Origin of the sequence: Billgrantia tianxiuensis (genome assembly GCF_009834345.1) — a bacterium.
In the GTDB taxonomy this organism is placed as follows: domain Bacteria; phylum Pseudomonadota; class Gammaproteobacteria; order Pseudomonadales; family Halomonadaceae; genus Halomonas; species Halomonas tianxiuensis.
The window spans coordinates 1,475,712-1,495,226 of the sequence record NZ_CP035042.1; the positions used below are offsets into that span (position 1 = coordinate 1,475,712).

Here is a 19,515-nt window from a genome sequence, read left to right on the forward strand (position 1 = left end):
TTCACCGGGCGAACGGAGACGAGTGATGCAGGACGGTGTGATCGAAGTGGCGGTGGCGCTCGACATGAGCCTGGGCGAGAGCCCGGTGTGGTCGGTGGAGCGCCAAACCCTCTACTGGGCCGATATCAACAACGGCCATCTCTATGCCTGGCGTCCGCAGGAGGGTGGGGCGCCGACGCGCACCGAGCTGGGCGAGAAGGTGGGCTGCGTGGCGCTCGACGAGGCGGGGCTGGTGGCCGCTACCGCCTCGGGCATCCTGCGCCTGCCTGCGGGCGGCAAACCCGAGCGGCTGGCCGACAATCCAGAGTGGCAAAATGCGCGACAGGCGGCGGGGCAGGGCAACCGCTTCAACGACGGCCGCTGCGACGCCGCCGGGCGCCTGTGGGTGGGCACCATCGATGCCGATGAAACGAGCCCCAGCGCGGCACTCTACTGTCTCGACAAGGGTGAGCTGACGCCGCGGCTGACGGGCATCGGTATTTCCAACGGCCTGGCCTTCAGCCCCGACCGGCGCTGGCTCTACCATACCGACTCGCTGAGCCGGCGCATCCTGCGCTACCCCTTCGACCTCGACAGCGGCACCCTGGGGGAGGGGCAGACCTGGGTCGACCTGGAAAGGCTGGGCCTGCCCGGCGTGCCCGACGGCGCAGCGGTGGACAGCGAGGGTTGCTACTGGAGCGCGCTCTACGACGGCGGGCGCATCGTGCGCTTCTCGCCCGAAGGTGAACTGGTGGCGGAGCACCCGGTGCCGTGCCCGCACCCGACCATGGTGGCCTTCGGCGGGCCCGATCTGCGCACGCTTTACATCACTACCGCGACCCAGCACCTCGACGCCGAGGGCAAGGCGCGCTGGCCGCTGGCCGGCAGCCTGCTGCAGATGCGGACTGGCGTGAAAGGGCTTGCCGAGCCCGGCTTCGGTGGCTAGCCACCCGCCAGCCGCCGCCCCAGCGCCTGCATGAAGCGGGTCCCGGCGGCGAGCTGCTCGAGCTCGATGTATTCGTCGGGCTGGTGGGCCTGGCGAATGCTGCCGGGGCCGCAGATCACGGTGGGCAGCCCCACGCGCTGGAACTGCCCGGCCTCGGTGGCGTAGGCCACCGCGCCGCTGGGCTGTTCGCCGAGCAGCTCACGGCACAGGTCGAGCACTTGGGCATTGTTGTCGTCGGCCAGCGCCGGTACCGTGAGGTTGAGCGCCTCGGTGACGATGCTCGTCTCGGGGGCGCGGCGCTGCATCTCGGCCTCGAGCTCAGCGGCGTAGTCGTTCACCCTGCCGAGCAGTTCCTCGACGCGGTCGCCGGGCAGGTGGCGGATCTCCCATTCGAAGGTGCACTCGCGGGCCATGATGTTGATCGCGGTACCGCCGGCGATCTTGCCCACGTGCAGGCTGGAATGGGCGACGTTGAAGGCCTCGTCGACACGCCCCTCGGCGCGCAGCTCGCTCATCACGTCCTCGATCCTGGTCACCAGCCGTGCGGCGACGTGGATCGCCGACACGCCCTGGTCGATCTGGCTGGAGTGCGAGGCGCGGCCGGTCACGGTGGTGCGTAGGTTGGTGGCACCCTTGTGGGCCACCACTGGCTGCATCAGGGTCGGCTCGCCGACGATCACCGCCGCGGGGCGGGGATGGTCGGCCATCAGCCGCTCGATCATGCGCGGCGCGCCGATGCAGCCGACTTCCTCGTCGTAGGAGAGCGCCAGGTAGATCGGCTTGTCCAGGCCGCGCTTCAGCCACTCGGGCAGTTCGGCCAGGGCGCAGGCGATGAAGCCCTTCATGTCGCAGGTGCCGCGTCCGTAGAGCTTGCCGTCGCCCTTGTCGACCAGGGTGAACGGGTCGGTGGACCAGGGTTGACCGTCGACCGGCACCACGTCGGTATGCCCCGAGAGCACCACGCCGCCACCCACCTCCGGCCCGATGCGCGCCAGCAGGTTGGCCTTCTTGCCGTCGTCGCTCTCCACACGCCAATGCTCGATCCCGTGCTCGTCGAGGTAGCCCTCGACGTAGGCGATCAGGTCGAGGTTGGAATCGCGCGACACGGTGGCAAAGCCTACCAGGCGTTCGAGCATCTCGGCGGCAGTCATGATTCTCTCCTTCGGGGCATTGCCTGAAGCCTAACACGCCTGCAGCTCGCAACGGATGGTCGTCTCCGGCTTGGCATGGCGAAAGTCTGGCTCAATCGAGTTTGGTGGTGTTATTGAAATTTGCTATTGCTGCGGTGTGGAAAATCAAGTCTCTCTCTTTCGGTTCCGCTGATATACCTATTCTCACGATACAGCCACATTGCACGACAACACGGCAACAAAGGGAGAGCGTCATGGATCAGAAAGTCGACAGCAGCGCAGGCAAGTGTCCCGTCATGCACGGGGCGCGCACCAAGAAGGGCGATACCGGCAACTCCAATCAGGACTGGTGGCCCAACCAGCTCAATCTGAACATTCTTCACCAGCATGCGCCGAAGTCCAACCCGCTGGGCGAGGCGTTCGACTACGCCGAGGCGTTCAAGTCCCTCGATCTTCCCGCCGTTAAGCAAGACCTCAAAGCGCTGATGACCGACTCCCAAGAGTGGTGGCCGGCCGACTACGGCCACTACGGTCCGCTGTTCATCCGCATGGCCTGGCACAGTGCCGGCAGCTACCGCGTGGGCGATGGCCGTGGCGGCGCCGGTACCGGCACCCAGCGCTTCGCGCCGCTCAACAGCTGGCCGGACAACGGTAACCTGGACAAGGCGCGGCGTTTGCTGTGGCCGATCAAGCGCAAGTACGGCAACAAGCTCTCCTGGGCCGACCTGTACATCCTGGCGGGCAACGTCGCGCTGGAATCCATGGGCTTCAAGACCTTCGGCTTCGCCGGTGGGCGCGAGGACGTCTACCAGCCGGAAGAGGACATCTACTGGGGCGCCGAGGACGAGTGGCTGGCCACCAGCGACCACGCCAAGAGCCGCTATTCCGGCGAACGCGAGCTGGAGAACCCGCTGGCCGCGGTGCAGATGGGCCTCATCTACGTCAACCCGGAAGGGCCGGACGGCAACCCGGATCCGCTGGCATCGGCCAGGGACATTCGCGAAACCTTCGGCCGCATGGCAATGAACGACTACGAGACGGTGGCCCTGACCGCCGGCGGCCACACTTTCGGTAAGGCTCACGGTGCGGGCGATCCGGTCAACGTGGGCCCCGAGCCGGAGGCTGCGCCCATGGAGGAGATGGGCTTCGGCTGGCAGAGCCGCTACAAGAGCGGCAAGGGCCGCGACACCATCACCAGCGGCCTGGAAGGCGCCTGGACCCCAACGCCGACGAAGTGGGACATGAGCTACTTCGACGTGCTGTTCGGCTATGAATGGGAGCTGACCACCAGCCCGGCGGGCGCCAAGCAGTGGGTGCCGAAGGGGCTTGCCGACAAGGACCACGCGCCGGATGCCGAAGATGCCTCGAAGCGTGTAGGTATCATGATGTCCACTGCCGACATGGCCATGCGCGAGGACCCGGAGTACCGCAGGATCTCCGAGCACTTCCACAACAATCCGGACGAATTCGCCGACGCCTTCGCCCGTGCCTGGTTCAAGCTGACCCACCGCGACATGGGCCCGAAGGCGCGCTACCTCGGCCCGGAAGTGCCGGCCGAAGAGCTGATCTGGCAGGACCCGGTGCCGGCCGTGGACCATGAGCTGATCGATGCCCGGGACATCGCCAGCCTCAAGAGCAAGATCCTCGGCTCGGGCCTGAGCGTCGCCGAGCTGGTCTACACCGCCTGGTCGTCGGCATCCACCTTCCGTGGCTCCGACATGCGCGGCGGGGCCAACGGCGCGCGTATTCGCCTGGCGCCGCAGAAGGATTGGGAAGCCAACCAGCCCGAGCAGTTGGCCAAGGTGCTGAAGACCCTGGAGAGCATTCAGAGCGACTTCAATGCGCTCCAGGCCGGCAGCAAGCGAGTGTCGCTGGCCGACCTGATCGTGCTGGGCGGTGCCGCTGCCATCGAGAAGGCGGCCAGGGACGCCGGTCACGCCATCGAGGTGCCGTTCTCGCCGGGCCGTACCGACGCCAGCGCCGAGCAGACCGACATCGAGTCGTTCGAGTGGCTGCGCCCCGAGGCCGACGGTTTCCGCAACTACCGCCGCGCTCGCTTCACCGTCTCCGACGAGGAGATGCTGATCGACAAGGCGCAGCTGTTGGGGCTCAGCGCGCCGGAAATGACCGTGCTGGTGGGCGGGCTGCGTGTGCTCGAGGCCAACTACGGCAACTCGCGGCACGGTGTGTTCACCGACCGCCCCGGGACGCTGACCAACGACTTCTTCGTCAACCTGGTCGATATGGGCACCCAATGGCGGCCGGCCTCGGCGGAGGCCGACGTGTTCGAGGGCCGCGACCGCAAGAGTGGGGAAGTGAAGTGGACCGGCACCCGTGTCGATCTGGTGTTCGGCTCCAATTCGCAGCTGCGCGCCATCAGCGAGATCTACGCCCAGGACGACGCCAAGGAGAAGTTCGTTCAGGACTTCGTCGCCGCCTGGAACAAGGTGATGAACGCGGACCGATTCGACCTGGCGTAAGCCTGGAAAGCGCTGTGATGTGACAGAGGCGCCCCGGCAACGGGGCGTTCTTATTCGTTTACGAAACGCGTTTTTTCGACACGTCATGCCGATATGCCGAGGTAATAAACATGTCTCCCGGGCATGTTTAAAAAATCTTTTTTTCGACACGTTCTCTGGATAACCCGCTCAGTAGCGGCATTCGGGTCTCAATTCCTCCTCGACCGGCCTCACCTCGATGGTGCCAAGTCGCGCTGACGGCCAGCCGGCAGCAATCTCCAATGCTTCGTCTTCTGACGCGACCTCGATCAGGAAGAAGCCGCCTAGCTGTTCCTTGGTCTCGGCAAAGGGCCCATCGGTCATGATGAGTTCGTCATCACGAATTCTCAGGGTGTGAGCCTTGGTGGCGCTCTGCAAGGCGTTGGTCAGGACCAGCTTGCCTCGTTTCTGCAGGTCGGCCACGTAATCCAGGGTTTCCTGTAGTAGCTCATGCCACTGGGCTTCCGTCATTTCGCTGAATATTCGCTCTTCCTCATAGGCGAGACAGAGGTACTTCATGGGAGACTCTCATGTTTGGAATGCTGACCTGTAGAAGATGGCGCACGGGATGGACCAGCGCAATGGGCCGTGAGGGCGACGAGACGTCAAGGCTGACCAACCTGGCCCGGCTGGTGCCGTTGCCCAGCGGCTCCACCGGATCTGCACCGGGGATGCGTTCGTGCATCTCCTGTACGTGAGGGTACGCTGGAGGCTTCTCGACTCGACGACCTAACAGCGGCGTTTCATTACTAGCTCATCGATTATGACCCCCATGACGCGGAGACAGTGTTTTCGAGACAATTTACTTGACGTGTCACCGAGTGGTGACATATAAAAGTCACTAGGTGGTGACTTATGTCATGGCGCTACACGGAATAAAGGCAGATTGAAACAGGAGACACGATGGGGCGGGACAAAGAGCAGACCAGACAGCGGCTGATCGAGGCGGTCGGCATGGCGCTTTCCGAGGAGGGCTTCCAGGGGCTTGGAGTCAATGCCGTGGCGCGGATAGCGGGTGTCGACAAGGTATTGATTTATCGTTATTTCGGCGGCCTGCCCGAGTTGATGGAAGCATACGGCAGGAGCCAGGCGTTCTGGCCCAGTCGCGAGGAGGTGTTGGGCCAGGAGGAAGAAGCCATCCGGGCGCTACCGAAGGAGGAGCGCATCGAGGCGGTGCTTCTGGGACTGCTCGATGCACTTCGGCAGAGACCGCAAACCATAGAGGTGCTGGCCTGGGAAGCCGTCCAGCAAAGCCCACTGACCGCCATGCTGGCCGAACGGCGGGAAGCGTGGAGCCGCGAAATTCTGGAGGATCTCTTCGCCGATGCTGGTACAGAGGACCGGCCGCTGCTGGCAATGGCAAGCCTGTTGGTGGCCGGCTTCCAGTATCTCCTGATCCGGGCACGACGTGGAACGGTGTATGGCGGCATTGCGTTGGACACTGAAGCGGGATGGGCCGAGGTAGGCGATGCCATTCGCAGAGCATGCCGCACCGGCTGAAGCCGGCGGGCGAGGAGTGATTGATGATGAACAGAAGACAATTTCTGGGCGGGGCGGGGCCATTACCCTGGTGCTGGCTGGCGGCAGTGTCTGGCGCTCGACCGAACAGGGGGTATTTCAACGGGCGAGAGGAGATGCCTACACACCATGGCATGATTGGCGAGAATCCGATGGGACGCCTCTGGCGCTGGTCAAGGCCGGCATACTGGCAGCTAACCCCCATAACACCCAGCCTTGGGCGTTTCGCGTGACTGAGGATCGCATCGCCCTATATGCGGATCGAAGCCGACACCTGGGCAGCTTCGATCCCTACCGCCGCGAAATGTACCTGGGGCTGGGCTGTGTGCTGGAAAACATGATGCAAGCCGCAGGGCCAAACGGCTACTCGGTATCGCTTACCGTGGTCCCCGGTGAGCTGAAGCTGGTGCAGCCAAGCGACGGCATGGCGCTGGTGGCCGAGTTGAAGCTCGATCCGGCGCAGGTCGCGCCGAGCACTCTCCATGAGGCCATTGAGAGACGACACACACAGCGCGGGCCATACCGCAACGTGCAACTCGAAGCGGCACAGCGCAGCGGGTTACTGGCACAAGTGGAAGACGAGCGGATTGGCGTCCGGCTGTTCGAGGAACGAGAGGAGCGTGAGCGTTTCGGGGCTTTAGTGGTACGGGCCACTCGCGCCATCATCGAGGATGATGTCATGGTGGCCGACAGCGAGCGCTGGTTTCGTCACTCCCGGCGAGATATCGACGAATATCGCGATGGGCCGACGTTGGATGCCGCCGGGCTCTCCCCGGCCATGACGGCGCTGGCCAAGATGCTGCCGCGTCCCGATGCGGAGACGAACCATCGCTATTGGCTCAATGCGACTGAAAAGGTGCAGGTTCCCACGGCACCGGCCTTGGGCCTGATCCTCGTCGATGATCTTTACGACATCGAGCAGACACTGGCAGCGGGGCGTACCTGGCAGCGCATGCATCTTTGGGCCACGACGCAGGGGTTGGCCATGCAACCGCTCAACCAGCCGGTCGAGCGAGTCGATCGCGAGGCCGAGTTGGGCGGGGATCCTGCGGCCCGCAGGGATCTGGAAGCGCTGCTTCCGGGTGAGCACCGCCGTCCAACCTTTGCGTTCCGTGTTGGTATTGCAAAAACCGACGGCTGGCCAAGCCCGCGACGCAGCGTGGCCGATACTCTGCTATCGGACGGCAGCATATTGAGTGGAGAGAGAATGGCATGAAGGCCGTGATGCTCAAGGCAATGGCTCTGTTCGGAGCGTTTATGCTGCTCTCTCTTCTGACAGGCGTGGTTGCCGACATACGTAGCTTCGACGAGACGCGGGGCGGTTATGAACCACCCTACGCCGGTTTTACTGGTGAGCCCATCGACTGGCGACGGCTCGATCGGGGACCGCAAGGGTTCGTCAAGCGCGGTCATGTCATTGACGTGCTAGTGCACTGCGGTACCGGCATGATCAGTCTTTCTGCTTTCGGCTTCGAATGGTCGTGGCGTCAAGTCTCGCCGCGTGCCCTGGCGGTGCATCAACCCCGCGAAGCGTGTCGACAGGCAGGCTATACGACACGCTTTTAGTTCGTACGGTCTCTCGAACCTTGGCCAGCGGATCGAGCCTAGACACTCACCAACCTTGCCCGGCTGGTTCCGTTGCCCAGCGGCTCCACCTGGATCTGCACCGGAATGCGTTCGTGCATCTCCTGCACGTGGGAGATCACGCCGACGCGGCGGCCGAGTGCCTGCAGGCCGTCCAGCGCTTCCATGGCCAGTGCCAGCGACTGCGGGTCGAGGCTGCCGAAGCCTTCGTCGATGAACAGCGACTCGATGGTGAGTTCGCCCGAGGCCATGGAGGCGAGTCCCAGCGCCAGGGCCAGTGAGACGAGGAAGGTCTCGCCGCCCGAGAGCGAGTGAACCGAGCGACGCTCGTCGCCCATGTCGCGGTCCTCCACCAGCAGGCCGAGTTCGCTGCCGCCGCGCACCAGCCGGTAGCGGCGGCTGAGGTTGGCCAGGTGAAGATTGGCGTGCTCCAGCAGTTGCTCCAGGTTGTAGGCCTGGGCGATACGGCGGAAGGTCTTGCCGTCGGCGGAGCCGATCAGCTCGCTGATGCGTCCCCAGCGCACCTGTTCGACACGGGCGGCTTCCAGCTCGGCCTGGCCCTCCTGCTGGCGCGCGCGGCGGCGGTCGTCGTCGCGCAGGGCGTGAACGGCCTCGTCGCGTGTTTGCTGGGCTTGCTCCAGCTTCGGCGCCAAGGCCTGCCGTTCGGCGACGAGTGCCTCCCGACGACTGTCGATCTCCGCTTCGACGTCTTCACCCAGCAACGCCTCGCCGCTGTCGTCATTGGCCAGCGCCTGCCCGCGGCGATGCTCGAGCAGGACCTGGCGGCGCTCGCCAAGGCTTGCCGCGGCGCGCTGGCGGGCCTCGTCGGCCTCGGCCAGTTCACGCTCCTCACGCGCGGCTTCCGCCTCGGGCTGTGCCAGCAGTCGCTCCAGCGTGGCATCGTCAAGTAGCGGTTGGGCCTGGCGCCACTCGCTCAGTTCCCGCTCCAGCGTGGCGCCTTCCTGGATGAGCTGCTCGATTCGCTCAGCTTCATGACTCGCCTGTTGCGTCAGCCGTGCCTGCTCGCGTTCGGCACCATGGCAACCCTCGATGGCCTCGTCCCGCTGTCGGCGGGCGCTCTCCTGACGAGCCTCCAGTTGCTGCTGCCAGGCGTCGGCCGAGGCATGCTCGCCGAGCAGGCTCTGGAGTCGGTTCTTCAACTCGTCGCGCTGCCGGCGCAGGGGAGGCAGCCGTTCGGCCTGCTTGGTCAGCGCCTCGTCGAGCGCGGACCGCCGGGCCTCGAGCTGGGCGAGGCCGAGTTCGCCCTGGCGCAGAGCTTCCTCCAGTGGGGCCAGCTCGGCCTCGGCACGGGTCAGTGCCGAGAGCGTGCGTTCGCCGTGCTCGCGTTCGGCGTCGCTCTGCCGACGCTGGTGCGTCAACCAGGCGTCGCGCTCGGCGGCGTCGATGGCATTCAGCTCGGCGTGTAGCGGATGTTCGGCCAGGGCCTGCTGTGCCTGGGTCAGGCGACTATCGGCCTGCTGCAGCTCCTGGCGACAGCGTGCCGTCGTGGCCATGACGGCACGGTACTCGCCTTCGAGATCGTCGCGTTCACGCTGGGCCTGCTCCCACGATTGCCGGGCCTCGGCCAGCTGCTGCTCTTCCTGGGCGTGCTGGGCAGCTAGCTGGGCCGCCTCGGGGGTTTCGGGTGGCCGGTGGCGGAAGGGATGGTCGAGGCCACCGCACACCGGGCAGGGTTCGTCTTCCCGTAGCGCTGCGCGCAGCTGGGCGACACTCTCGCTGCGGGCAGCGCGGCTGCGCTCGATGAAGTCGTGCAGGGTGCGGTAGTGGCGTTCCTGCGCGTCGAGCCGTTCCCGGGCAGCCTTGCCCTGGGTAGTCAACTCGGCCTGACGTTTTTCATCCAGGGCCAGGCGTTCGCCGAGCTGACGCTGGGCCTGCCCGGCGCGCCGGGCCTCCTGCCAGCGGCTTTCCAGCTCACCCAGCGCCAGGTTGCGGCGGGCGGCCAGGTCATGGGCCTGCTGGACCGCCTGGCGCGCCGCGTCGAGCCGTTCATGGCGGTCCATCAGCTGGCGCAGGGTGGCCTGCCACTCGTCGCGCTGTCGTTTGTGTTCGAGCTGCCTGGTTTCGGCTTGCCTGCGTTGCTCGGCCAGTCGTTCGGCCTGCTGGGTGTAATCGCGATGCTGCGATTCGAGATCGGCCAGTTGCTTGTCCAGGGTGACAAGCGCCTGGGCATGCTCCCGAGCCTGGCGCAGGGTGGGTTCGGCCTGCTGGCGGGCCTGGATGGCCGCGTCCATCTGCTGTGTGGCCTTGTCCCGGGCCTGTTCGGCGGCGTGCTGGGCGGCCCGGGCCCGTTCGAGCGCCTGGAGGGTCTGGCGATGGGCGCCTTCCAGTGTGGCAATCTCGTTGGGCAGCGCGCCCTGACGCAGCAGGCGGTGGCGCTGGGGGGCCAGCAGGCGGCGGCATTCCCTGTCGGCTCTAGCGCCGGCAAGTGTGTGCCAGTGTGCTTCGGCGTCACGCTGCTGGCGAAGCCCCTCGGCGTAAGCCTGGCGCAGCCGGTCGTCCGCGACGTGCCACTGCTGGTGGGTCTCCAGGCGCTTGGCCTGTTGCTGCAGGTCGGCCAGCCCGCGTTCGGCGGCGTCGGCATTGCGCTCCAGCTCCGCTCGGGCTTCGGGTTTGGCGGGAAGATCGTCGGCGAGCTTGGTCTGCAGGGCCTCGACGTGTCGCTTGGCCGTGATGGCACGCCGGTAGGCGGCTTCGGAGATCCTTGAGTATTCGGCGGTGCCGGTCAGTCGCTCCAGCAGGTCGCTGCGCTCGTTGTCATCGGCCTTGAGGAAGGCGGCGAACTCGCTCTGGGCCAGCAACACGGCGCGGGTGAACTGATCGAAGGTGAGGCCCAGGCGCTCCGGCAGCAGGCGGTCGAACTCGCGCTTCTGGGCGGTGAGCAGGCGATCGTCGTCAAGATCGCGCAGCGACTGTTCTGCGGTCTGCAGGCGGCCGCTGGCCTTGTCCCGGGCGCGGCGTACGGCCCAGCGGGCGCGGTAGCGGCGCCCGTCGCGGCCGAGGAAGTCGACCTCGGCATGACCACTGGCGGTACCCCGGCGCAGCAGGGTACGCGGGTCGGCGGTGCTCACCGTTTCGCCCTCGACGTCGGGCAGCGGGGCGTCGCGGCCGGGGGCCTGGCGCAGTCGTGGCGTATTGCCGTAGAGCGCCAGGCACAGGGCATCGAGCAGGGTGCTCTTGCCGGCCCCGGTGGGGCCGGTGATGGCGAACAGGCCGGCAGCGTCGAGCGGCGGTACCGTGAAGTCGAGCTCCAGCGGGCCGGGTAGGGAGGCCAGGTTGGCCAGGCGCAGGGCGAGAATCTTCATGAGCGTCCCTCTGCACTGGTGTCGTCCGTTGCGTCGTCGAGCACGTCCTGCAGCAGTCGGTCGAAGTCGGCCAGCACATCGTCGCCGGGTGGCTCGCCCCACTGTTTTTCCCAGGTGCGCTGAAAGAGCCTTCTCGGCCCCAGCTGTTCCAGGTCGACTCGCTCCGACGCCGGCCCGCCCTCGTGCTGGGGCAGGCGGCGTTCCAGGCGCAGCAGACGCACCGCCTTGCCTTCCAGCACGGCCTCGACCTGGGCGCGCAGGTCGGGTACCGGGGCGCTGAGTTCGACACGCACTTCCAGCCAGGGCCAACGCTCGCGCGCAGCGTTGGATCGTTGGGCAGCACCTCGAGTTCGGCCAGCACGGCATCGAGTTCATTGGGGCCAACACGATACATGGCCACCGGGCGCGGCACGGGAATCGCTTCCGTGGCGGCAAGGCTTTCGCCTTCCAGCACCGCTTCCACGACCTGGTGGGGGTAGGCCACTTCGCTGAAATCCAGCGGCAGGGGGCTGCCGCTGTAGCGAATGCGCGCCTCGCCCACCTGCTGGGCTCGATGCAGGTGGCCCAGCGCCACATAGGCGATATCGGGGGGAAAGAGGCCGGCGGAGATCGACTCCTCACCGCCGATCACGATGGGGCGTTCGCTGGCCTCGGAAACGGCGGCGCCGTGCAGGTGGGCGTGGCTCATGGCCACCAGTGCCTGGCCACGTTGACGATGCTCGCGGGCGGCGGCGATCAGCTGCTCGTGGACACGGGAGATCCCGGCGACGTAGTCGTTGCGAGCGCTGCCGCTGCGATCGTCATCCTCCGTATCGCCGGGCTGGACATGACCGGTCACCTCGGCGGGCGCAGGAAGGGCAGTGCCAGGCACCAGGCGCATGTTTCGCCGGAGGCATCGGTGAGCGGTACCAGCAGGCGTTCGGCGTCGAGCGTACCATCATCGAGCCATCTCACCCGGCCCAGGGCATGGGTGCGCAGGCGGCGCATCAGCGGCGCCGGCAGCTCGATGCGGTTGCCGCTGTCATGGTTGCCGGCGATCAGCACGATATCCAGCATTGGCAGGCGCTCGTGGGCACTGACGATGAAGTCGTAGAGCAGCGCCTGGGCCTGCAGCGAGGGATTGACCACATCGAAGACATCGCCGGCGACGAGCAGGGCATCGGCCTCGCGTTCGACGAGGGTCTCGAGCAGCCAGTCGAGAAAGAGGCGGTGTTCGGCGTGGCGCTCCTGGCCGTGAAAGGTCTGGCCCAGGTGCCAGTCGGCGGTGTGGAGGAATTTCATCGTATCCCTTGCGGCTGTGGCCTGAAGCGATAGTCTACGCGAAGCCCAAGGACGAAACAGGAGGCCGGGGATGCCCACGGAGACGCTTCACGACTGGAATCTGAGCCCCGAAGAGGCCATCGCGCTGCAGAAGCGTATGGCCGGACGCATCGAGCGCGAGGACCGGCTGGGACCGGTGCGCCATATCGCTGGCGTCGACATCGGCTTCGAGCAGGAAGGCGAGATCACCCGGGCGGCGGTGGTCGTGGTGGCATGGCCGGGCGATCCTCTCGCCGGTTTCGAGGTGGTGGAGCAGGTGGTGCACCGTGAGCCGACCCGCATGCCTTACATTCCCGGGCTGCTCTCCTTCCGCGAGATTCCGGCGGCGCTGGAAGCCTTCGGCAAGCTTGTGACACGCCCCGAACTGGTGATGGTCGACGGCCAGGGCATCGCCCATCCGCGGCGTCTCGGCGTGGCCTCTCACCTGGGGTTGTGGCTCGACCTGCCAACCATCGGCGTGGCCAAGTCGCGGCTGTGTGGCGTACACGACGAAGTGCCCGAGCCGCGCGGAGAGTGGACGCCGCTGCGCCATCGCGGCGAGACGATCGGCGCGGTGTTGCGCACGCGGGTGGGCGTCAAGCCGCTGTTCGTCTCGCTGGGGCATCGCATCAGCCTCGAGACCTCGCTCGACTGGGTGGTGAAATGCCTGGGCCGAACCAAGCTGCCGGAGCCGACCCGGCTGGCCGATCGGCTGGCCTCCCGGCGGGGGCCCATGCCACGACCGGCGGATTGAAGCCGCGCCCGGCATCGGCTCGGGTATACTGGCTCTTTCCGCCATTACCTGAGCCTGCCAATGTCTGAACCCCTGACGCCCGCCTGCGCCGCCACCCGTGCCTGGGTGGAAGGCTTCGTCGTGGCCCACAACGTTTGCCCCTTTGCACGGCGGGAGTTCGTAAGCGATTCCATCCGTTTCGTCGAGGTAGCGGCGAACGAGTGGGAGCCGGCCCTAGAGGCGATGATCGAGGAGTGCCGTCGGCTCGACCTCACACCCGAGATCGAGACCACGCTGATAGTCTTGCGTCCGGGGCTCGAGGATTTTGACGACTATCTCGATTTCCTCGCCGTGGCCGAGGCGCTGCTGGTCGAGCAAGGTTACGAGGGGACTTATCAGCTCGCCAGCTTTCATCCCGACTACTGCTTCGAAGGCGCTGCGGAGGACGATCCGGGCAACTTCACCAATCGCTCGCCCTGGCCGATGCTGCACCTGCTGCGTGAAGCGGGCCTGGAGCGCGCCTTGGCGAACTATCCCGACCCCGAGGCGATTCCCGAGCGCAACATCGAGACCATGCACCGGCTCGGCGGTGAACGGTTGGACGCCGAGCTGGCGGCGCTGCGCGGCCAATGACCGATAAGCCTAGATGATGTCGAGCGGCTCCTTGTGGTCAGGCGCCGGAAAGGTTTCGTCGAGCCGGGCCAAGGAGGCGTCATCAAGCTCGACCGTCAGTGCCCCGGCATTCTGCTCGATGTGTTGGGGCTGAACCGCCTTGGGGATGGCGATGACGTTGCGTCGGCCAGCCACGGGGCGAATTGCCCAGGCCAGCAGTAGCTGGGCGGGGGTGATGCCGAGCCCATCGGCCACTTCTCTCACCACCGGATGGCCGAACAGGTCCTGGCGCAGCTTGCCGGCCTGGGCCAGCGGACAGTAGGCCATCAGCGGCATGCCCAGGCGCTGCATCAAGGGACGCAGGGCGTATTCGATGCCGCGTGAGCCCAGGTGGTAGAGCACCTGGTTGACGGCGCAGGCGTTGCCGTCGGGCAGGGCGTGCAACGTCTCGAGTTCGTCCGCGTCGAAGTTGGAGACGCCGAAACGGCGAATCTTGCCCTGCTCGCGCAGCCGCTCGAAGGCCTCGAGGGTCTCCTTGAGCGGAATATTGCCTGGCCAGTGGAGCAGGTAGAGATCCAGGTGATCGGTGCCGAGCCGCTTCAGACTGCGCTCGCAGGCGGCGATGGCACTGTCGCGTCCCGCGTTCCACGGATAGACCTTGGAGACCAGGAAGGCCTGGTCGCGGCGCCCGGCCAGCGCTTCGCCGACCACTTCCTCGGCGCCACCGTCGGCGTACATCTCGGCGGTGTCGATCAGCGTCAGGCCCAGCTCGAGGCCGTGCTGCAGGGCACGCACCTCATCACGGCGGGGTGACAAGTTCTCGCCCATGTACCAGGTGCCCTGGCCAATGGCAGGCAACTCTAACGCCGATTCATGAGCAGTGGCGGGTAAGGTCACGTGGGGGATGCGGTGATCGGTCATGGTAGGCTCAGTATATTTTGGAAAATATTTTCAAAATTATTCGCCAAAGAGATGGCGAAGACAAGTCGATGCGCTATGGTGAGGAAGTGGTGACGTTCCATGGACGTCATCGTCCAATCCTTTGGCCAGTTCTCGTATCGCAAGGAGTCGACCCACATGAGTATCAAGAAAACCGGTAGCGCTGTCTGGGAGGGTAGCCTCAAAGAGGGCACGGGTCAGGTTTCGACCGGAAGTGGCGCGCTCAAGGACGTGCCCTACAGCTTCGGCAAGCGCTTCGAAGGCGAACCCGGTTCCAATCCCGAAGAGTTGATCGGTGCCGCCCATGCCAGCTGCTACTCCATGGCACTGTCGATGATCATGGGCGAGGCCGGCCTGACCCCGAGCGCATTGCCACCGAGGCCACCGTGACTCTCGAGCAGGATGCCGGTGGCTTCAGCATCACCAAGATCCATCTCACGACCCGGGTACGCAGCCCCGGTGCCGACGATAAGGCCTTTCATGGCGCGGCCGAAAAGGCGAAGGAGGGCTGTCCGGTCTCCAAGCTGTTCAAGGCCGAAATCACCCTGGATGCCAGCCTGGAGAACTGAAGGCGCTTCGCTCGGTTCGCAGCGGCCACCTCCGGGTGGCCGCACTGGTTTCAGCACCAACTAGGCCGGGGGCATGGTACGGCGCGCTGCCTCGACCAGAGCGCGAACCAGCCGCTGCTGGGGACGATTGAAGACCAACCACTCGGGATGCCACTGCACGCCGATGAGGAACTCATGGTTGCGTGACTCGATACCTTGGACCAGCCCGTCGCGATCACGGGCGACGATCTCGATGCCTCGCCCCGCCTCTTGCACGGCCTGGTGGTGCAGGCTGTTGATGCGGCACCAGCTCACCTTGAGGATGCGGTGGAGCTGGCTGTCGGCAACGATATCCACCGTCTTGCGCGGCAGTACGGTGCGCCGGCGCTTGAGGCCTTCGTGAGTGGTGTAGATATCCGGATCCAGTGTGCCGCCGAGGTGAACGTTGAGCATCTGAGCGCCACGACAGATGCCTAGTACCGGCTTGCCTTGAGGGATGAAACGCTCCATCAGCTCGAGTTCGAGTTCGTCGCGCTGGGGATCGAGGCGCACGTCGAGCTGGACTTCACCGCCATAGAGATGGGCCTGGATGTCGTCGCCACCGCCGATGATCAGACCGTCCAACGCCTGGGGCAAAGGGCGGGAGGGGGAGAGCCGCAGCGGCCTGCCACCGTGGCGCCATACGGCGAACCAATCGAACCACCAGGCAATGCGACTCTTGTAATCCGATGTGGTGATGCCGATGAGGGGACGCGTCATGAGGGCGAGCGGACCTCCTTGATCCAGTTGCGTAGCCTGCCGACCATGCGAGCCATGAGCGATTGGGTGTGCAGGTTGACGTAGCGACCGGCGCGTTCGAGCAGCTCCTTGCGATCTGCGGCCAGGCGTTCCACCGCGACCCAGCGGTTCCATTCCACCACCGCGCCCCAGCCGCGCTGGGACAGTTGGGCGTTAGGCAGGCGATAGTGGAACGTGGGCCGCGGCTTGATCAGGTTGTTGCGGAACAGCTCGTCGGGGTAATCGGGGCGCAGGTAGGCTAACAGTGGATAGAGATCGAGTTCGCGATTGCGCGTGGGTTGAAGCTGATGTAATCGGCGATCAGCGTGTCCAGGTCCGGCGCGTAGTCGGGGTCGAGCACATGCAGGATATAGTGTTTGGGAAAGGGATTGGCGTGTGGCAACACCTCTCGGGTGATATCGACATCGATCTCCTTGCGCAACCAGGCTGCCATCAGCAGAAAGGCGCGCAACTGACGCAGGATGGCATCGGGCTCCAGGCTGGCTGCCTCGGGATTGAGATGCAGGCCGAAGCCGTACAGCAGGCTGGCGTCGGTGCCCTTGGCGCCGTGAGCGTTGAGCGCGGCAAACAGCTTGTCGAGTTCGCTCAGCTCGTTCCAGGGCACCGGTGGGCAGACGATCTCGGTCGGTACCAGGCCGGTGACCACGTCGCCGATCAGCTCTCGAGTCTTGTTGTGGAAATCCAGGCGCATCTGATGGCGCTGACGTTCCCATTCGGTGTCGTGTCGCGGCATCTCCTGCAACAGCCTGGTATCGGGGTGGGCGTACTGGGTATCGAGCTCGATGACGAAGTCGCCCCAGCGCGTGGCCTCGACCCGCAAGCGATGCGGGCTGATCAGTTTCAGGTCGCCACCGAATAGGTCGCGTACCAGCTCGCCGGTTTGCTGAGGAGGAAGTCCGGCGAATTCTATCTCGACGCCAACCCGTCGAGTCCTACCCTGGACATTCAGAGGCTCGGGTGGTGATTGCGGCAGCATGAAGGCATCCTGTGCGACTCGAGAGTCTGAACGCCAGCCTAGCACAGAGCGGCGGTCAGTCGGAGCGATCCGAGGCCGTTCGCCCAGGTGCACGGCAAACCGAACAAGGGAGTGATCGATGCCAGACGTGTTTTCCCCGCGTGACGATGGCGGGCTCTGGCGAACGACGATTCGCATCGGGCTGCTGCTCGCGTTGACGCTATTGCTGGCTGGACCGCTGCAGGCCCAGGGGCTTCCACTCGGTGGATTGGGGCAGGAGGAGTCGCCTCGGGGCGAGGCACATGACGCCGAAACGTTCCAGCAGTCCTTGAACGAAGTGATTGCCACGCTGGAGGATGAGGAACGGCGCGGCGCCCTGCTCGACGAGCTGCGCGACATCCAGCAGGCCCACGGCGAGAGTATGGAAGAGGGCGGCACGCTCCAGCGTCAGGGGTTGCTTGGTGCGCTGGCCGAAACGCTCAGTGAGCTGGGCGAGCAGGCCGAGGCGGGAGAATCTCCCCTCGATGACTGGCAGCGTCAACTGGAGCAGGGCTGGGTCGATCTCAGCGCACTGGTGGTGCAGACCGGGACGCCGCAGCTGCTACGCTCGGCATTCGACGGCGCCCTGCTGTTGGGCATCTGGATGGCCGCTCTGGTCGCTCTCATTGCGCTGGGCAGGAGACTTTTCGCGCGCCGCGATCTACCGCTCGACCTGCCGCGCGAGCCTCGTGGCTGGCTGCTGGCACTGCACTTCCTACGCCGCATGCTGCCTTGGACGCTGTCGTTCGTCATCATCATGGGCTTGACCCAGGTGCTGCCGGCCAACCCCGGACGCACCCTGGCGCTGGTCATTGCCTACCTGGCCCTATGCGGGCGTATCCTGTCGGTCATCGTCGAATGCGTGGTATCGGTGTTCACTCGTGGCCATCGCTTCCCGGCCGTACGGATGATCCAACAGCAGGGATTGCGCATGCTGTTCCTGATCGGCGCGCTGATCGCGCTGGGCGATGCGCTGAATGCAGCGCGGCTCTCCTGGCAGGTAGGCGAAGAGCTGGCGGCGCTGGGTTCGGTCCTGGCCAACATGCTGGCGGCACTGCTCAGCATCCGCTTCATTTTCAAGTTCAAGCGACCGATCAAGCATTTGATCCGCAATCGCCCATGGAAGGTGCGGCGCGAAGGCGGCACCGCCATCGAGATGGCCCGCATCGTCGGTCGGTTGTGGCACGTGCCGGCGCTGCTGATGGTGGTGGGTTCGCTGCTGGCCATCTTCATTACCGTGGGCGATGTCGGGGCGGCCCTGGCACGTTCGATCATCTCGGCCGCGCTGTTGGTGTTGACACTGGTGGTGACGCGGTTGATCCAGCGTCACAGTGAGAGGCGTACCCGGCGGCGCCGGGTCAGCGAGTACCGCCGCCGTCTCGAACGCTTCGGCTATGCCCTCTCGCACGTAACGGCCTGGATCGTATTCGCCGAGCTGTCGCTGCAGGTGTGGGGCGGCTCACTGTTCGGCCTGGGCCGGGAGGGCGTGGCCGGGGTGCGTATCGGCCAGGCGTTACTGGCGCTCGGCTTCACGGTGCTGTTGGCCTGGCTGGCCTGGATATTTGCCGATACCGCCATTCAGCGCGCGCTGGTCTCTTCCGCCCGCTCACGCGGCCGGCGTGTCAACCAGGCTCGCGCCCAGACCATCACGCCGATGATCCGCAACGTGATTTTCGCCACCATCGTGCTCATCGCCGCCATCGTCGGTTTGGCCAACCTGGGGTCAACGTCACGCCGCTGCTGGCCGGTGCCGGCGTCATCGGCCTGGCCGTGGGCTTCGGCGCCCAGACCCTGGTACAGGACCTGATCACGGGGATATTCATCATCGTCGAGGACTCACTGGCCGTGGACGACTTCGTCCAGATCAACGGCCACATGGGCACCGTCGAGGGGCTGACTCTGCGCACCGTGAGGCTGCGCGACCTGGACGGCATCCTGCACATCATCACCTTCAGTGCCATCCAGTCGATTCACAATATGTCACGCCACTTCGGTATCGCGCTGATGCGCATCCGCATTCCGCATACCATGAAAATCGACGATGCCATCACCCTGATGCAGGAAACCGCCCAGGAGCTGCGCCAGGACCCGATGATGCGTCATCACATCTGGTCACCGCTGGAGATGCAGGGCATCGACCGGTTCGACGAGGGCGCCGCCGTGCTGCGCATGCGCTTTCGCACCGCACCCGTCATGCAATGGGACGTGGCGCGTGCATTCAATCTGCTGCTCAAGCAACGCATGGAAGCGCAGGGCCTCGATCTCGGCATGCCGCGCTTGAGCGTGAGCATGGAGGGCCAGCCTGGCGATGCCATGAAAGACGAGGTGCCCGGTACCGATGGCGGAGCCACGACACTGCGCGATGCCAAGGGGCGTGCGCCTGGCGAAGCCGGTATCGCCGATCCCGAAGGGGCGACCAACCCTCAGCGTGCTTCGCCGGACTCATCGTGAGCAGGCCGTGCCTTCTTTCGGCCATGGCGGTCTGTAGCGCAGGCCGCCGATGCTTCGAAGCCAATCACATAGCGGCCTGCCATCTGTAGCCCGCCACTCCTCGGCGCCTCCCGCAATCCATCTCTTGCAAAAATAAGGTCGCCTGACGCTGTTCGGATTAGAC

Annotated in this window: 14 protein-coding genes and 3 pseudogenes; 9 read left to right on the forward strand and 8 right to left on the reverse strand. The window is 65.5% G+C overall.

The window, feature by feature from the left end; genetic code table 11:
• Positions 1-25 precede the first annotated feature (25 nt).
• A complete protein-coding gene (locus EKK97_RS06950; protein ID WP_159550629.1) occupies positions 26-925 on the forward strand; it encodes an SMP-30/gluconolactonase/LRE family protein in 900 nt (299 codons plus the stop codon).
• Here EKK97_RS06950 and argE read toward each other — a convergent pair.
• Positions 922-2,076 carry an acetylornithine deacetylase gene (argE, locus tag EKK97_RS06955; RefSeq protein WP_159550631.1) on the reverse strand — a complete coding sequence of 385 codons (1,155 nt, stop codon included), beginning with the start codon at positions 2,074-2,076 and terminating at the stop codon, positions 922-924. The genes EKK97_RS06950 and argE overlap by 4 nt on opposite strands.
• Before the next feature lie 233 nt (positions 2,077-2,309).
• Between argE and katG the strand changes: the two genes are divergently transcribed.
• On the forward strand, positions 2,310-4,535 hold the full coding sequence (gene katG / locus EKK97_RS06960) for a catalase/peroxidase HPI (RefSeq protein ID WP_159550633.1): 2,226 nt from the start codon (positions 2,310-2,312) through the stop codon (positions 4,533-4,535).
• Between the two features lie 168 nt (positions 4,536-4,703).
• Here the strand turns inward: katG and EKK97_RS06965 are convergent, their stop codons facing one another.
• Positions 4,704-5,072, reverse strand: a complete 369-nt coding sequence (locus EKK97_RS06965) for a YciI family protein (protein WP_159550635.1) — start codon at positions 5,070-5,072, stop codon at positions 4,704-4,706.
• A 384-nt stretch (positions 5,073-5,456) separates the two neighbouring features.
• Between EKK97_RS06965 and EKK97_RS06970 the strand changes: the two genes are divergently transcribed.
• The 3 genes from EKK97_RS06970 to EKK97_RS06980 are packed head-to-tail and all read left to right on the forward strand — an operon-like array spanning position 5,457 to position 7,637.
• Positions 5,457-6,053, forward strand: a complete 597-nt coding sequence (locus EKK97_RS06970) for a TetR/AcrR family transcriptional regulator (protein ID WP_159550637.1) — start codon at positions 5,457-5,459, stop codon at positions 6,051-6,053.
• Positions 6,054-6,069: 16 nt separating this feature from the next.
• On the forward strand, positions 6,070-7,287 hold the full coding sequence (locus EKK97_RS06975) for an Acg family FMN-binding oxidoreductase (protein WP_159550639.1): 1,218 nt from the start codon (positions 6,070-6,072) through the stop codon (positions 7,285-7,287).
• Positions 7,284-7,637, forward strand: coding sequence for a hypothetical protein (locus EKK97_RS06980; RefSeq protein WP_159550641.1), 354 nt, complete (start codon positions 7,284-7,286; stop codon positions 7,635-7,637). Before EKK97_RS06975 ends, EKK97_RS06980 begins: the two co-directional genes overlap by 4 nt.
• A gap of 38 nt (positions 7,638-7,675) precedes the next feature.
• On the opposite strand, the gene EKK97_RS06985 is transcribed toward EKK97_RS06980, so the two are convergent.
• The 3 genes from EKK97_RS06985 to EKK97_RS24390 form a co-directional block, all read right to left on the reverse strand.
• Positions 7,676-10,978, reverse strand: a complete 3,303-nt coding sequence (locus EKK97_RS06985) for an AAA family ATPase (RefSeq protein WP_159550643.1) — start codon at positions 10,976-10,978, stop codon at positions 7,676-7,678.
• A complete protein-coding gene (locus tag EKK97_RS24385) occupies positions 10,975-11,271 on the reverse strand; it encodes an exonuclease SbcCD subunit D C-terminal domain-containing protein (RefSeq protein ID WP_236551391.1) in 297 nt (98 codons plus the stop codon). The genes EKK97_RS06985 and EKK97_RS24385 overlap by 4 nt, the downstream gene beginning before the upstream one ends.
• Before the next feature lie 541 nt (positions 11,272-11,812).
• Entirely contained in the window at positions 11,813-12,259 is a 447-nt protein-coding gene (locus EKK97_RS24390) for a metallophosphoesterase family protein (protein ID WP_236551392.1), read from the reverse strand.
• 70 nt (positions 12,260-12,329) lie between these two features.
• On the opposite strand from EKK97_RS24390, the gene nfi reads away from it, so the two are divergent.
• Both nfi and EKK97_RS07000 read left to right on the forward strand, forming a co-directional pair.
• On the forward strand, positions 12,330-13,031 hold the full coding sequence (gene nfi / locus EKK97_RS06995) for a deoxyribonuclease V (RefSeq protein WP_159550645.1): 702 nt from the start codon (positions 12,330-12,332) through the stop codon (positions 13,029-13,031).
• A 60-nt stretch (positions 13,032-13,091) separates the two neighbouring features.
• Positions 13,092-13,643: a DUF1415 domain-containing protein gene (locus tag EKK97_RS07000; RefSeq protein ID WP_159550647.1), complete on the forward strand. Its 552-nt coding sequence runs from the start codon at positions 13,092-13,094 to the stop codon at positions 13,641-13,643.
• 9 nt (positions 13,644-13,652) lie between these two features.
• On the opposite strand, the gene EKK97_RS07005 is transcribed toward EKK97_RS07000, so the two are convergent.
• Entirely contained in the window at positions 13,653-14,543 is an 891-nt protein-coding gene (locus EKK97_RS07005; RefSeq protein ID WP_159550649.1) for an aldo/keto reductase, read from the reverse strand.
• A gap of 156 nt (positions 14,544-14,699) precedes the next feature.
• Between EKK97_RS07005 and EKK97_RS07010 the strand changes: the two are divergent.
• Positions 14,700-15,130, forward strand: a pseudogene (locus EKK97_RS07010) (OsmC family protein).
• A gap of 60 nt (positions 15,131-15,190) precedes the next feature.
• Here EKK97_RS07010 and EKK97_RS07015 read toward each other — a convergent pair.
• Together EKK97_RS07015 and EKK97_RS07020 are read right to left on the reverse strand one after the other, a co-directional pair.
• The gene (locus EKK97_RS07015) at positions 15,191-15,868 is read right to left on the reverse strand and encodes a gamma-glutamyl-gamma-aminobutyrate hydrolase family protein (protein ID WP_159550651.1); all 678 of its coding nucleotides are present in this window, start codon (positions 15,866-15,868) and stop codon (positions 15,191-15,193) included.
• Positions 15,865-16,883: pseudogene (locus EKK97_RS07020) on the reverse strand (amidoligase family protein). The gene EKK97_RS07015 and the pseudogene EKK97_RS07020 overlap by 4 nt, the downstream one beginning before the upstream one ends.
• Positions 16,884-17,001: 118 nt before the next feature.
• Here EKK97_RS07020 and EKK97_RS07025 point away from each other — a divergent pair.
• A pseudogene (locus EKK97_RS07025) lies at positions 17,002-19,352 on the forward strand (mechanosensitive ion channel family protein).
• Positions 19,353-19,515: the final 163 nt, after the last annotated feature.

Coding starts and splice junctions, on each gene's coding strand:
- EKK97_RS06950 (WP_159550629.1), top strand. CDS start 26: ATGCAGGACGGTGTGATCGAAGTGGCGGTGGCGCTCGACATGAGCCTG.
- argE (WP_159550631.1), bottom strand. CDS start 2,076: ATGACTGCCGCCGAGATGCTCGAACGCCTGGTAGGCTTTGCCACCGTG.
- katG (WP_159550633.1), top strand. CDS start 2,310: ATGGATCAGAAAGTCGACAGCAGCGCAGGCAAGTGTCCCGTCATGCAC.
- EKK97_RS06965 (WP_159550635.1), bottom strand. CDS start 5,072: ATGAAGTACCTCTGTCTCGCCTATGAGGAAGAGCGAATATTCAGCGAA.
- EKK97_RS06970 (WP_159550637.1), top strand. CDS start 5,457: ATGGGGCGGGACAAAGAGCAGACCAGACAGCGGCTGATCGAGGCGGTC.
- EKK97_RS06980 (WP_159550641.1), top strand. CDS start 7,284: ATGAAGGCCGTGATGCTCAAGGCAATGGCTCTGTTCGGAGCGTTTATG.
- EKK97_RS06985 (WP_159550643.1), bottom strand. CDS start 10,978: ATGAAGATTCTCGCCCTGCGCCTGGCCAACCTGGCCTCCCTACCCGGC.
- EKK97_RS24390 (WP_236551392.1), bottom strand. CDS start 12,259: ATGAAATTCCTCCACACCGCCGACTGGCACCTGGGCCAGACCTTTCAC.
- nfi (WP_159550645.1), top strand. CDS start 12,330: ATGCCCACGGAGACGCTTCACGACTGGAATCTGAGCCCCGAAGAGGCC.
- EKK97_RS07000 (WP_159550647.1), top strand. CDS start 13,092: ATGTCTGAACCCCTGACGCCCGCCTGCGCCGCCACCCGTGCCTGGGTG.
- EKK97_RS07005 (WP_159550649.1), bottom strand. CDS start 14,543: ATGACCGATCACCGCATCCCCCACGTGACCTTACCCGCCACTGCTCAT.
- EKK97_RS07015 (WP_159550651.1), bottom strand. CDS start 15,868: ATGACGCGTCCCCTCATCGGCATCACCACATCGGATTACAAGAGTCGC.